This is a genomic window from Flavobacterium azizsancarii (assembly GCF_027980145.1).
Taxonomy (GTDB): domain Bacteria; phylum Bacteroidota; class Bacteroidia; order Flavobacteriales; family Flavobacteriaceae; genus Flavobacterium; species Flavobacterium azizsancarii.
This window is the reverse complement of record NZ_JAMZNK010000016.1, coordinates 60,070-74,153: the sequence shown is the minus strand read 5'-3', so window position 1 is coordinate 74,153 and position 14,084 is coordinate 60,070. Positions and strand designations below refer to the sequence as shown.

Here is a 14,084-nt window from a genome sequence, read left to right as displayed (position 1 = left end):
ATAAATTATTTCATAAAACCCGGTGATCCTAACAGGTTTCCAAAACCTGTCAGGTATTGAATCGATTTTTAAAATACTAAGAAAATTGGCCCTTATTAATTACTTAATATCAGTTAAACGTTGAGACTGCGATATACGAATACCTAACAGGTTTTGGAAACCTGTTGGGATAATCTAATGTAATAAAATTTGGTTAATTTGATATGGGATACCTAACAGGTTTTGGAAACCTGTCAGGACACAAAAATCTTTATCGATGTTTTCGATGTTTTTTCATCATTACTTTATAGAACTTATGCTTTACAAGCTCGGCAGATACGATATAGGTTGCTATTAATAAGAACATCCACACATAAAGCATAAAGGGTAATTTTACAAAATCAAACCATCCTGCAAATGGTGTAAAAGGCAATGCCAGAACAAACAATACAATTATTGCTGTTGCGATTGACAAATATTTACCGGGCAAGCTCTTAAAAAATGGTAATCTGGTTCTAACAACAAGTACGATTAAGGTTGCTGAAATTACTGATTCTATAAACCATGCGGTCTGAAATTCTTTTTCTTTGGCATGAAAAATAAACAATAAAACACCAAACATCAGAAAATCAAATACAGAACTTAATAATCCAAAAACAACCATAAATTTTCTGATAAAAGAAATATCCCAACGTTGCGGTTCTTGTATATTAAGATCATCGACACGATCTGTTGCGATTGCCATTTCAGGAAAATCAGTCAACAAATTTGTCAATAGAATTTGTTTGGGTAATAATGGTAAAAAAGGAAGAAATAACGAAGCTCCTGCCATACTGAACATATTTCCGAAATTGGCGCTTGTTGCCATAAAAATATATTTCATGGTGTTGGTAAACGTTTTTCGGCCTTCGACGATACCATTTGTCAAAACATCAAGATCCTGGCTTAGCAATACAATATCTGCGGCTTCTTTGGCCACATCTACTGCTGTATCTACAGATATACCCACATCTGCGGTATGCAGCGCCGGAGCATCATTGATCCCGTCCCCCATAAAACCTACTACATTACCTCCGCTTTTCAGGATCGAAATAATACGTTCTTTTTGGTTGGGTTCTACTTCTGCAAAAATATCGGTATGAATCGCCTGATGCATTAATGCGGCTTTGGTCATTTTTTGCAATTCGGCACCAGTTACTATTTTTGGATCTTTAATCCCTACCTGCAACGCCAGGCTTTTTGCTACCAGGGCATTATCTCCTGTAATAATTTTAAGCTTTACGCCTAGTGTATTCAGTTTGTTGATTATCGCTTCGACATTTGGTTTTGGAGGATCAAATAATGTGATGAATCCTAAGAAAATCATATCTTTTTCGTCGTCGCGATTAAAATCACCTGCATCTTTAACGGGTTTGTATGCGACACCTAAAGTTCTAAAACCGGCTTCGCTTAATTTTTCATATTGCGCCTGGATTGATGCTTTAGAATCTGCAATATTGGATAATTTTCCTTCGGCCAATTCAGCCTGACTGCAAATTGATACAATAGAGTTCAAAGCGCCTTTGGTAATCGCCAGATTTTCTTTTTCTCCTTTGACTACTATGGTAAGACGTTTTCGGATAAAATCATACGGGATCTCAGATTGTACCGTAAAAGTTTTCGCTGTTTCTTTATAAGCCAAAACTATGGCCTCGTCTATAGGATTTTTAAACCCTTGCTGAAGGGAAGCATTTAGCCAGGCATATTCTAATACTTTATCATTATGGTTTCCGTTAATGTCTAATGTATCTTTTAAGTTTACTTTTCCTGCGGTAATTGTACCTGTTTTATCTGAACAAAGAATGTTCATGCTGCCAATATTTTCTATAGAAGAAAGACGTTTTACAATAACCTGTAATTTTGCCATTCTTTTTGCTCCTGTCGAAAGATTGACACTGATGATAGCGGGAAGTAATTGTGGTGTCAAACCTACAGCAAGTGCGAGAGAAAATAAGAAGGAATCAAGAATAGGTTTATTAAGAAATACATTGACACCAAAAATAATAATGACCAGAACTAATGTTACTTCCATCAACAAATAGCCAAACTTGCGAATTCCGAGTTCAAAATCTGTTTCGGGTGCTTTTGACTGAAGTGTAGTGGATATTTTACCGAATTCTGTTTGTTTTCCGGTTGCCATTACAAGTGCTGTTGCTTTTCCGCTTATGACACTGGATCCCATAAACAAGGTATTGCTTCTTTTAGAAAGTACTGTATTTGCCGGAAGCGGATCGCCACTCTCCTTTTCTACAGGAAAGGTTTCTCCGGTAAAAGCGGCTTCATCAACAAATAATTCTTTGGAATCTAATAAAAGACAATCACCGGGAATAATATCTCCGGCTGATAAAGTAACAATGTCTCCGGGAACAACTTCTTCGACAGCAATTTCTTTTGAAGTTCCTTTTCTGATTACCCGACATTTTAAGGTAACCATTTTCAATAATTCTTTTACTGCATTGGCTGCTCCTTTTTCCTGCCAAAAACCAAGAAGACTGCTTAATATTATGATACAGAGAATAATTACTGTATCTGAAATATCTCCTAAACCTGCTGATAAAATGGCTGCAACAATAAGCAGAATGGTAATTGGACTTTTAAACTGCGAAAGAAACAGAATAAACATGGAGGTATTTGCATTATTTTTTAAGGTATTGGGACCGTATTGCTTTAATCTTCGGGCAACTTCTGTATCATCCAGTCCTTTTGAGTTTGCTGCTAACTTACGATAAGCATCATCAATACTTAAATTCCAAAAACTATTTTCGGAGTCAGAATTACTTTCCATAAAACGTTTTATTATATGTTTTATATAAAGGTAATCAATAACTTACTACTATTTAAAAATAATAAGCTCTGCTATTCGAAGGGATTTAATCTTTTAATCTTCTGTTTCTAAAATCTTTTTTAACTGAGGTGCAAATTCTAATCCCCATTTATCAATAGCGACAATCAAGGGCATAAGAGATTCTCCGGATGCTGTTAGAAAATATTCTACCCGCAAAGGAATTTCTGTATAGATTGTTTTTCCTAAAAGTCCGTGAAATTCCAGTTCTTTTAATTGATTTTGCAATACTCGTTTTGTAATTCCATTTACAGCGTTAACAAGGTCTTTGGGGCGTTTTGTCCCTTTTGAAATTTCATCCAGTAAACAAAATTTCCATTTAGAACCTACTACTTCCATAGCTACATTGAGTCCGCAATTATAATCAATTGGTATTTTTCGCTGATACATCTTTTATCTCTTTTAGAAATACAAAAGTAAAGACAAAAAAGAGTTTTCCTGTAGATTCATTATGGTGATTAATTTATCACTGTATGATTAATTCGCCCCTTATTGTTGTATTTGTTTATCAGCCCGACCTTTGCATCTCTAAATTTTAATACTTATAAAATGAAAACTCTTATCATTATAATTCATCCAAACCTTGAAAACTCATTAATAAACAAAAGATGGATCGAAGAATTGAACCAATATCCTGACCAATACACTATACATGATTTATATGCCTTATATCGGGATGAAAAGATTGATATTGAAAAGGAACAGCAATTAATAGAAAACCATGATACGATTGTATTTCAGTTTCCGTTTTACTGGTTCAATAGTCCGCCTTTACTAAAAAAATGGCTGGATGAAGTTCTAACGCATGGATGGGCTTATGGCAGTAAAAGCGGTTATAAGGTTGCTGCAAAAAAAATTGCATTGGCCATTTCTGCCGGTATTAACAAGGAAGATTATAGCGAAACCGGAAGATACAAATACACTTTAGAACAACTAACGACTCCGTTTGAAGTTACTTTTGATTATATCAAAGCGGCTTATAAACCTTTGTTTGCTTTTTATGGTGCGGAGCATGATGCTTCTCCTCAAAGAATTGAAAAAAGCACGCAAGAGTATCTTTCTTTTCTTGAATCTCTATAAAATAATTAATTCAAGTTGCTCGTTAATCATGTGTAGTCTACAGGCAACAATATTAAGTTAAAAGATTTCTGAATACGGGTTAACTATTTCTGTATCAATAATTCTATCAGAATCCGCTAGATTGTCATCTCGACGAAGGAGAGATCACAAAAGAAACTCGATAAAGATTGGCAATATCTGAACGGAAACACTAGTGTGATCTCCTTCGTCTGTTCGCTATCGCCCGGATCTCCTTCGTCGAGATGATAAGATTGTGTTTAAACTTTGCAACTTTGAAGGAAAAATTATGATCAAAAAAGCTTAACTTAATGGCATTGCCTGCAAGGATTATATTTAAATCTCTTTTTAAAGTCAGTTCATTTGCTGAATTGTTAAATTAGCAACTTGAATTAATTATAATGATCCTTCTTTTAATATAAAAACCCCTTTACTAAAACTAGTAAAGGGGTTTTCGATTATTTAAAATATAGGTCATAAGCTCCTGAAACTTCTGTAGAAACTTCTCCTAACCATCCGGCTTCCTGATTGATTCCGGTATATACTTTTATAAAATCTATTCCGGGAAGTTTAACGTATTTTCCGTTTTTATCTACTGCCCACGAAATATCGATATTAGATGCTTCATCATTATTTGGAGCGTTATCAGCATATCCAAAATCAAAAGATTTACCTACCCAATAATTTCCTGTACCGCTCTGATCGTAAAAATTGTCTTTTATTTTTGTTCCCTTTAAACTGTACGACGCTTCAGCAATCCATAATGGATAATAGCTTTGATCGTGAAATGCATTTTGTGTTTTATATCCTGAAGCACCCTGATTATCCTGCCATTTAATATATTCTATATTCGTCTGCCAAAACTCATCTCCTGCAACGGGTAGTTTATTGGGATCGGGTTTAAAGTACGTGATGCTGTAATTCTTTACTGTTGTATTTTTAAAATATTCACTTCCTGCAATTTCATACCATTCATCTTCATCGGGTTTTCCGTTTTTGTTTTTATCATAAGCCACCAGAATAATTCCGGGTTCACAAGATCCAAAACGCTCCTCATTTGCTTCACTTCCAAAAAACGCATTACCTAAAATCTTAAAATCCCTGCCATCCAAATTTGGGATCGTATGGTCAAAACCAAATACGACATATCCGCCAAAACCTCCTAAAGATATCATACTGCTATTTGGGCCAACGATTGCTTTTTTTGCTGCGCTGATAAGATTTGCTTCGGTATTTCCTGGTAAATATTCCGGAATTCCATTAGTAAACTGACCTATTGCAGGGCGAAAATCAAATACATTTGATATGTATTTGCTATAATTTCCCGGCTCTTTTGTTACATTTATTAAAGATGAATATGTTTTTACGGCTCCATTTGTCGTCACCTTTAATGTCAGTGGATAATTCTTTAGATAAGGAGTGATAAAATCCAACTCGGCATTTTGTGAAATCACTGAATCATTTACACTCCATGTCAATTGAGAGTTGGCAGGAACTTTCGGGACAATATTTAGTACTTTAAAACGATCAATTGTATATGATTCTTTGAGTATAACGGTGGGATCTATAATTCCCAGATCATCTTCTCTATCAGTTCCACATGCAATAAATCCCAGTAAGAGAGTTAAAGACAATGTGGCTTTTAAAATTTTAAAGTGTTTTTTTTTCATAGTATTTAAATTGGGTATTTATTACAAATGCAATTGCACGTAATAGGAAAGGATTAAAAAAAATGTGGTTTTTATTGTTCTAATTTTTGGTTATAAAAGCGATATGTGCCGGAATGTTTCCTGCTGTAGTTTTCCATTTTAATTTTCCATCGGGAGTAAAACAATAGATATAACCTGTTACTACATAATTTTGTGCATCCGTAATGTATATTTCTTTTGTTTCGGGATTTACCTGAAGTCCATACGGAATCATTATTTTTTTGTCTGTACCGTCTGTGATTACTTTATCACTAATTACTTTTTTTGTTTTGGTATCTAAAATTCCGTACGTAACTTTATTACTATTGGTGAGATAACTCCAGGAAACACTATAAAAATAAAGCAGATCATCTACAAGGCACATTCCTGAAACGGGAATATCAAGCTGCATTTTTTTCTCATCTGTCTGGCTGTCTATCACAAAAAGATTAGAAGGTGTATTGTAATAATCTCCTCTTGAACTTACATAAATATCTCCTCTGCTGTCTATTTGCATACCATAGAGATTGATTCCCACATCTATTTTTTTAGTTTCGGTAAAGGTTTCCAGATCAATAACGGAAACTGTGCTGTCGTAATTAGGAACTCTGTAACCTCCTGAATTTGCTACATAAAGTTTGCCGTTACGTATTACCATTTGTTCAGGTTGATATCCAACTGTTACTTTTCGTTTTATTTCTAATGATGTTGTATCAATTTCAGCAACAAAACCTATCTCAGCATTGGGATCAATGGCTACAGGACCTGCGTAAGAACTTATATAAGCTTTGTCTTTATAAAAGGCTACATATCTACAATTGGGAATGTCTATTTTCTTAATTCGTTTTGCTGTCCATTTGTCTATGACCTCAACTTTGTTTGAGCAATTGATTACTGCATACACTTTATTGCCGTATATTTTTATATCATTACCCACATCTCCCAGTTCTTTGACAACTGTAGGATTGCGTTCTGAATAAATATCTGTGGTATAATTTCCGGTTCTGTAATTGAATACATCAATACTGGCACGATTCATTCCCATATTACCCTCGTTAAGAAGATAAAAACCTTCGACTTTACCATCGCTTCTGGGTGCAGCAACGCTTTTATCTGAGGATGGAAAAACTGTTTCTTCTTCTCTGCAGGAAACAAAAGCAACGGCTATAAATAAACTAAGGACTAATTTTGTTGTTATTTTTTTCATAGCTCAATACTGATTATAAATTTTAATGTTCGGCCCGGCATTGGATAATTATAAATTACCTCGTACTGCTGATTGAGGACATTATTAAGTTCTACTGATCCTTTCATTTTATACTGCTGAAATGCAAAAGATTTTTGTACCGCTAAATCGTGGGTATACCAAGGCTGAACTTCATTTACTTTTATATTGTTGACATTACCATTGTATCGCTTTCCTACATATATAAAACTATAATTGAAATTCCAGGTTTTATAATCAGCGTTTAATATTCCGGATCCGCTGTGCCAGGGTGTATATGGAATCTGATCTCCATAAGATGATAATTCTAAACCTGCAAATTTTGTATAATCCCTGCTTTGTGAATACGTATAAGTAAGATTTGTGGCTAGATTTACCTGACCAAAATGCATTCCCATATTCACTACAGATTCTATTCCTTGTCCTTTTACCTGCCCTATATTGGTCATCATCCATCGGAATAAGTTTCCGGTTGGGGCTGCTACTATTTTGTCTTTGGTATTGGTATAATAACCGTCAACCTGAAAAGATAATTTATCGAAAAAACCTTTTTCTATTGGCAAATTATAAGTAAAACCAACATCATACTGATTCATGTATTCCGGTTTTAAAGTACTGGAACCAACCATCGTATAATACAAATCATTGAAAGTGGGCATTCTGAAAATACGTTTGGCAAATGCTCTTACAGTAAAATCATATTGCTTAAACGGTGTGTAACCTATAAATAATGCAGGCGTAAACTCTTGTTTGTCGGGAGCTTTTGCATTGTATCGCACTTCTTCCTGAACATAAGTGCCTACAACATTCCCCAAAACTTTAAATCCTCCAAATCTGTAAGAACTTGCGAGAGAAAATAACGCTGTATATCGCTGTGGAAATGAAAATTGGGTTTGTATTCCTCTTCTTGTTGCGTTTAACTTGTTGTACTGAAAATCTGTAGACAGCGAAACATCCCAAGTTGGTAATATGCTGTACATATTTACTGCTGAGAAATAATATTCCTGTTGATAATAGCTGTCATCTGATTGTGCACCTTCGGTAACCGTTTCGCCTAATATATTGGTAGTGTCTCTGGCCACATAATGCGTATAATCGTAAGCATATTTTGCCTTTGCCTGAAATTTATATTTATCTGTAAAATCTTTCACTAGGGTACCTTGTGCGAAAAAATTCTTATCGTACTGTCTAAAGCCGTCAGAAAACTTATTCTCGACAATCGCTCCCGGTGCTCCTCGATCTGAATCGTAATAATATACTTTAGCATCCCAGGAACCATTATTTATTTTTCCGTAAAGCCCGGATTCAAATCGTAGTGCTTCTATATCGCTGTTATGTCTGGTGGCAGTCGTATCATATGCAACAGATCCGTCTAGATTGTTTCTTTTGTACCTGTATTTGTATTCACCATTAGATTTAATGTATTCAGAGCTTACACTCATACTTACTTTGTCGCTCAATTTTTGCTCCCACCTAAATGAAGGATCAATATAATTGATAGACATTGTTTTATATCTTACTAATAAATTTGTTTTTTTTGTACCAACAAAAACAGGACGTTTTGTCCTTAAATAAATAGTAGAAGCAGCGGCAAAATCTTTGGCACATTGGAAAATTTCACTTTTCTGTCCGTTATACATCGTCAGTGATTCCATATCATCTAAGGAGTATTTTCCCAAATCTGTTACGCCATTCTGAGCATTTCCTAATTGTATCCCATCATAAAAAACACCTACATGATGTGTTCCCATATTACGGACATCTACTGTTTTGAGTCCGCCAAGACCACCATAATCCTTAATTTGAGTTCCCGCAAAATACCGAAGAGCATCTGCAACGTTGTGACTTGCCAAATTTTCGAGCAATTTTCCTGAAAGGGACTGTACCGGAATTACTTCCTGATAAGGTTTTCCTTTTAATATTACTTCTTTTAAAACCCGCAAACTATCATTTGATACTTGTGAATGAAGCAAAAACGGAGCAAACAATATAAAAATGAAAAAGAGTATTTTTTTTGTATTATACATCACTGATTTAATTAAATAAACTCCAGAATAATAATCAAAAGCAATAAGAGAGAATCCCATTATAAATAACAGGTCAGTTCTTGTTGTTTGACTTTATTCCACGAAAGTCTTAAACTATGTGATTTGTGGCAGGTCTCCTGACTTGTTCCATCTTTAAACAACCTTCTCATCCGGCTCAGCGAACAATGGCATTAGTAACGTTTAAAGACTTGTGTAGAACTTACAGTAGCGGGTCTGTTCAGGATTTGCACCTGATTCCCTTTTAACTATTTTCTTAAAAACTAAAAAAATAGACCAAAATCTGGTGCAAAGATAGAATTATCTTTATAAAGAAGAGGTATTATCAAATGCAATTTATGTTTATCGCAATAAATGAAGAATTAAATACAATATCACATTAAAAAGTTAATTGACCAGTACTAAACTTCGGACGTTAACAAATTATATAGATAATTGATCAACACCTTAAATTCATGTCATAAAATCACAAAAACCACTAACAATCAATAAATTAACACTTATTCTTGTTAATAATTAATTAAAAAAAATTAAATTTAACTATTGTTTTAAAATTACTATCAACTAAATCCAATTTTGATATGAATTTAAGATCTCTACACTCCCCTTATTTCTATTTATTTGTATTGTTTTTTTTCTGTAGTTCAAACGTTTTTTCTCAATGTTTTGAAATCCAGAGTATCTTGGTTGATGCTTGTGGGGTCCAAGAAGGGCGTAACGAAATGGTACGCTTTAAAGTTGGTAGTGCTCCATTAAACATAAATACCTTAACAGTAACATGGCCCAATAATGCTTGGCAGGGCATTGTTCAGGATTTGACAACGGCAGCTGTTGTCGCTCAATTAAATACTGATATAAGTGCTGCAGGCGGATGCGGACAAATACTAGAACCTCCCGGAGGAATATTACCTGCTAATGCAACCGCTATATTAGTTACTAGTTATCTGATGGTTACTAGTGATAATTCATTTGGTCCTTTATCCGAAAATATATATATGGTTTTTCAAGATGCTACAACTACTGTTGGGCACTTTGCCAACCAATCTATCGCACCTCCTAATGGGAGAACGCTTGTGATGAATTTTAGTGGTTGTTTGGATACTGTTACCTATGACAAATCAATGTTGACTAATACAAGTGGGGCAAATACTCCCGCTGACGGTGCTACAGTAAATTTTACCCCAGCCGGACTTGCCACTTACACCAATAACGGTTGTAAAGCACCTGTACCACCTTTTACAGTTGATGCCGGACCTCCTACCTTAACGGCTTGTGCAGGAGCAACAATTACTTTGAATGGTACTGCGGTAGGGCAAACTTCAGTTGCCTGGTCTGCGTCGTCGGGTTCTTTTTCTCCATCAACTACAACTACAACCGATTATACAGTTCCGACTGCAGCGGGTGGAACAACTATAGTATTGACGCTAAAAGCTACTAATAGTTGTGGGCTAGATATTACTGATAATATTAATTTATTAGTAACGTCCAACACAACACCAAACTTTGCAACAACTTTGACTTTGTGCAGCAGTGATACCGCACCAACTTTGGCTCTGACTTCTCCAAACGGAATCACAGGAACATGGAGTCCAAACATTATTGACACTGCAACAAGTGGCAACTATACTTTTACTCCAAATACAGGACAATGCGGCACAACCGCAACTCTTGCAGTGACCATAACTCCACCAACAATTCCTGATTTTGCTACAACTTTGACATTGTGTAATGGCGATACTGCACCAACTTTGGCTCTGACTTCTCCAAACGGAATTACGGGAACTTGGAATCCTGCAGTAGTCAATACTACAACAAGTGGCAATTATATTTTTACGCCTAATGCAGGACAATGTGCGACAACTGCTACTTTAGCCGTTACCATAAATCAACAAATAATACCTGATTTTGCTACGACTTTGACTTTGTGTAGTAGTGATATTCCACCAACTTTGGCTTTGACTTCTCCTAACGGAATAACGGGAACCTGGAGTCCTGCGGTAATCAATACTACAACAAGTGGCAATTATATTTTTACGCCTAATGCAGGACAATGTGCGACAACAGCTAGTTTAGCCGTTACCATAAATCAACAAATAATACCTGATTTTACTACGAGTTTAACGTTATGTAGTAATGAGACTGCACCAACTTTAGCCCTCACCTCTCCAAACGGAATTACGGGAACCTGGAGTCCTGCAGTAATCAGCACAACAACAAGTGGCAATTATATTTTTACTCCAAATGCAGGACAATGTTCGACCACTGCGAGTTTAGCCGTTACCATAAATCAACAAATAACTCCTGATTTTGCTACGAGTTTACCGTTGTGTAGTAGTGATACTGCACCAACTTTGGCTCTAACCTCCTCAAATGGAATCACAGGAACTTGGAATCCTTCAGTAATTAATATGACTACAAGTGGCAATTATATTTTTACGCCTAATGCAGGACAATGCGCAACAACTGCTAGTTTAGCCGTTACCATAAATCAACAAATAATACCTGATTTTGATACGAGTTTACCGTTGTGTAGTAGTGATACTGCACCAACTTTGGCTCTAACCTCCCCAAACGGAATTACGGGAACCTGGAGTCCTGCGGTAATCAATACTACAACAAGTGGCAATTATATTTTTACGCCAAATGCAGGATTGTGTGCAACAACTGCAACTTTAGCCGTTACCATAAATCAACAAACAATCCCTGATTTTGGTACAACTTTGACATTATGTAATAGCGATACTGCGCCAACTTTGGCTCTAACCTCCCCAAACGGAATTACGGGAACCTGGAATCCTGCGGTAGTCAGCACAACAACAAGTGGCAACTATACTTTTACGCCTAATGCAGGATTGTGTGCGACAACTGCAACTTTAGCCGTTACCATAAATCAACAAATAATACCTGATTTTGCTACGACTTTAACGTTATGCGGTAATGAGACTGTGCCAACTTTGGCTTTAACTTCTCCAAACGGAATTACGGGAACCTGGAGTCCTGCGGTAGTCAGCACAACAACAGATGGCAATTATATTTTTACTCCAAATGCAGGACAATGTGCGACATTTGCTACTTTAGCCGTTACCATAAATCCGCAAATAATACCTGATTTTGGTACAACTTTGACATTGTGTAGTAGTGATATTCCACCAATTCTGGCTTTGACTTCTCCTAACGGAATCTCGGGTACATGGAATCCTGCGGTAATTAACACAACTACAAGTGGCAATTATATTTTTACTTCAAATTTGGGGCAATGTGCTTCTACTGTAACTTTGATCGTTACCATTACACCTGCAATCGTGCCTGATTTTCCTGCTAAGCTTAATTTCTGCGACGGAACTACTCCAATTTTGCAGACAACATCTCCAAATGGAATTAGGGGAACCTGGAGTTCATCAACTACTAACAATAGTGGTAATTATACCTTTACTCCTATTCCTGGTCAATGTGCAACAACAGCTTCCGTAGAAGTAACTTTTACGTCGCCCGCGTATTCAATAACAAAAGAATGTGTAAACAATCGATATCTTATAAAGGTCGAAACCACATCTTCTTCTACTAATTATAGTTATTCCTGGGTTGACGACAAAGGGAATCCGGTAGGATCAGATAATGCGACTTTTGATTTTTCAGAATACAGCGAAAATTATAACGGATTATTACAGTTTCCGTTGCAATTTAAAGTTGCTGTCAATGATGGATCTTGCGAGGTTGAAGAAGTAATCGAAGTGTCAAATAATTTATGCGGTGTTCCCAATGCAGTTTCTCCTAATGGTGATGGAGTCAATGATACTTTCGATCTTACTGATTTTAATGTAACTAATATTGAAATATACAATCGATGGGGAAGAAAGGTATATGACTATGTTGGCAAATATGACAAACAATGGTACGGACAATGGAAAGAGGGAAATATGTTGCCAACCGGAACCTATTATTATATTATTTCATCTGAAAATGGAGATCAAAAAGCGGGATGGGTATTTTTAAGTTACTAACTCACTATAGTTCTCCCAATTTAAAACACAACAAATCAGTTGAATATATAATAAAAACAGACTTTATAATAGCTTATTATTTTTTTCCGTTTTATTAAGATTCTATTCAAAAATTGATCATATGAGCATGTAAAATACTATCTAAAAATTGTGATGGTATCTGTTAGATTTTCTTTGCAGATAAATGCTTTAATGAATTCCTGAACTTCATTATTAGTTTCAGATGGTGTAGCAAAAGAATTAATATGAAACTCATCATCCTGATCAAGGATGTGTATAATTTCGGTATATCCTTTGGAAATTAAACTACCTTTTAATTTAATTATATTCAACTGTTGTTGACTATCCAACTCCTTACGAACCTTTAGTTTTATAGCTTTATCCATTGTACATATTTTTAAATTAACTGACTTAGTTTCATTCTCAAATATAAATATTAATTAGTTACGAATATTCATAAAATTGCTCCATAAAATATTATTTATCAACATACTAATAAACATTAGTTTAAGAAATTGTTATTAATTTACTAAAATATCAATTTGATTTTTCAGTAATTTTAACTAGATTAATAAACCAAAATTTCAATAACTTTGAACTCTGATTATGCGAGCAAACCTTAGAGAACATATTGAAAAAATAATACCGCTTACAGATGAGGAATTTTCCTTTGTCTCTGCTCATTTTATCCCAAAAAATTTTAAAAAACATCAATTCCTTATTCAGTCAGGTGATCCTGTAAAGTATTCTTACTTTGTAATTTCGGGACTTTTAAAATTAGTTCATACTGATGCGACAGGAAAAGAACATATTGTTTCTTTTGCTATGGAAGATTGGTGGGAAAGTGATTATTATGCTTTTTATACACAAACAGAAGCTACAATGTCACTAGAATGTCTTGAAGATACTGAGGTTCTTTGCTGTTCATTTGATGATTATAAAAAACTACGGGATGGATTGCAAAAAATGGAACGTTTTTTTCTCGAAAAATCTACTTTTGGTTTCCTGGGATCACAACGCCGCATAATATCTTGGCAGACTTCTAACTCAAGAGAACGTTACGAACAGCTTTTAAAACAATATCCTTCACTATTTCAGCGCGTTCCCAAAAGTCTTATCGCGTCCTATCTGGGAGTTTCGCGTGAAACCCTAAGCAGATTATCTTCTTAATGTGACATTTCTCACATC

9 protein-coding genes and 1 riboswitch are annotated in these 14,084 nt (G+C 35.3%); of the genes, 3 read left to right on the top strand and 6 right to left on the bottom strand.

All coding sequences use genetic code 11. The annotated features are described in order from the left end of the window. Positions 1 to 250: 250 nt before the first annotated feature. Complete coding sequence (gene mgtA, locus NJT12_RS11760) at positions 251 to 2,803, bottom strand: magnesium-translocating P-type ATPase (protein WP_271336103.1); 2,553 nt, start codon at positions 2,801 to 2,803, stop codon at positions 251 to 253. Between the two features lie 93 nt (positions 2,804 to 2,896). Then, positions 2,897 to 3,250: a winged helix-turn-helix transcriptional regulator gene (locus NJT12_RS11755; RefSeq protein WP_271336102.1), complete on the bottom strand. Its 354-nt coding sequence runs from the start codon at positions 3,248 to 3,250 to the stop codon at positions 2,897 to 2,899. Between the two features lie 159 nt (positions 3,251 to 3,409). On the opposite strand from NJT12_RS11755, the gene NJT12_RS11750 reads away from it, so the two are divergent. Then, positions 3,410 to 3,940, top strand: coding sequence for an NAD(P)H-dependent oxidoreductase (locus tag NJT12_RS11750; RefSeq protein ID WP_271336101.1), 531 nt, complete (start codon positions 3,410 to 3,412; stop codon positions 3,938 to 3,940). Positions 3,941 to 4,395: 455 nt separating this feature from the next. On the opposite strand, the gene NJT12_RS11745 is transcribed toward NJT12_RS11750, so the two are convergent. The 3 genes from NJT12_RS11745 to NJT12_RS11735 all read right to left on the bottom strand — a co-directional run bounded on the left by NJT12_RS11745 (position 4,396) and on the right by NJT12_RS11735 (position 8,877). Further along, entirely contained in the window at positions 4,396 to 5,607 is a 1,212-nt protein-coding gene (locus tag NJT12_RS11745; protein ID WP_271336100.1) for a cell surface protein, read from the bottom strand. Between the two features lie 79 nt (positions 5,608 to 5,686). Next, positions 5,687 to 6,832 (bottom strand): YncE family protein, encoded by a 1,146-nt coding sequence (locus NJT12_RS11740; RefSeq protein WP_271336099.1) that lies wholly within the window; start codon positions 6,830 to 6,832, stop codon positions 5,687 to 5,689. Further along, on the bottom strand, positions 6,829 to 8,877 hold the full coding sequence (locus tag NJT12_RS11735) for a TonB-dependent receptor (RefSeq protein ID WP_271336098.1): 2,049 nt from the start codon (positions 8,875 to 8,877) through the stop codon (positions 6,829 to 6,831). Before NJT12_RS11735 ends, NJT12_RS11740 begins: the two co-directional genes overlap by 4 nt. A 110-nt stretch (positions 8,878 to 8,987) precedes the next feature. Continuing rightward, positions 8,988 to 9,191: riboswitch (cobalamin riboswitch) on the bottom strand. A 426-nt stretch (positions 9,192 to 9,617) separates the two neighbouring features. Between NJT12_RS11735 and NJT12_RS11730 the strand changes: the two genes are divergently transcribed. Then, a complete protein-coding gene (locus NJT12_RS11730) occupies positions 9,618 to 12,896 on the top strand; it encodes a T9SS type B sorting domain-containing protein (protein ID WP_271336097.1) in 3,279 nt (1,092 codons plus the stop codon). 137 nt (positions 12,897 to 13,033) lie between these two features. Here the strand turns inward: NJT12_RS11730 and NJT12_RS11725 are convergent, their stop codons facing one another. Then, positions 13,034 to 13,282, bottom strand: coding sequence for a hypothetical protein (locus NJT12_RS11725; protein ID WP_271336096.1), 249 nt, complete (start codon positions 13,280 to 13,282; stop codon positions 13,034 to 13,036). A gap of 220 nt (positions 13,283 to 13,502) precedes the next feature. Between NJT12_RS11725 and NJT12_RS11720 the strand changes: the two genes are divergently transcribed. Next, positions 13,503 to 14,066 (top strand): Crp/Fnr family transcriptional regulator, encoded by a 564-nt coding sequence (locus tag NJT12_RS11720; protein ID WP_271336095.1) that lies wholly within the window; start codon positions 13,503 to 13,505, stop codon positions 14,064 to 14,066. The last annotated feature ends 18 nt before the right edge of the window (positions 14,067 to 14,084 follow it).

What these genes read in the sequence shown, in the direction of transcription:
- NJT12_RS11725 (WP_271336096.1), bottom strand. Translation starts at nt 13,282, where the DNA reads ATGGATAAAGCTATAAAACTAAAGGTTCGTAAGGAGTTGGATAGTCAA.
- NJT12_RS11755 (WP_271336102.1), bottom strand. Translation starts at nt 3,250, where the DNA reads ATGTATCAGCGAAAAATACCAATTGATTATAATTGCGGACTCAATGTA.
- NJT12_RS11730 (WP_271336097.1), top strand. Translation starts at nt 9,618, where the DNA reads ATGGTACGCTTTAAAGTTGGTAGTGCTCCATTAAACATAAATACCTTA.
- NJT12_RS11720 (WP_271336095.1), top strand. Translation starts at nt 13,503, where the DNA reads ATGCGAGCAAACCTTAGAGAACATATTGAAAAAATAATACCGCTTACA.
- NJT12_RS11745 (WP_271336100.1), bottom strand. Translation starts at nt 5,607, where the DNA reads ATGAAAAAAAAACACTTTAAAATTTTAAAAGCCACATTGTCTTTAACT.
- mgtA (WP_271336103.1), bottom strand. Translation starts at nt 2,803, where the DNA reads ATGGAAAGTAATTCTGACTCCGAAAATAGTTTTTGGAATTTAAGTATT.
- NJT12_RS11750 (WP_271336101.1), top strand. Translation starts at nt 3,410, where the DNA reads ATGAAAACTCTTATCATTATAATTCATCCAAACCTTGAAAACTCATTA.
- NJT12_RS11735 (WP_271336098.1), bottom strand. Translation starts at nt 8,877, where the DNA reads ATGTATAATACAAAAAAAATACTCTTTTTCATTTTTATATTGTTTGCT.
- NJT12_RS11740 (WP_271336099.1), bottom strand. Translation starts at nt 6,832, where the DNA reads ATGAAAAAAATAACAACAAAATTAGTCCTTAGTTTATTTATAGCCGTT.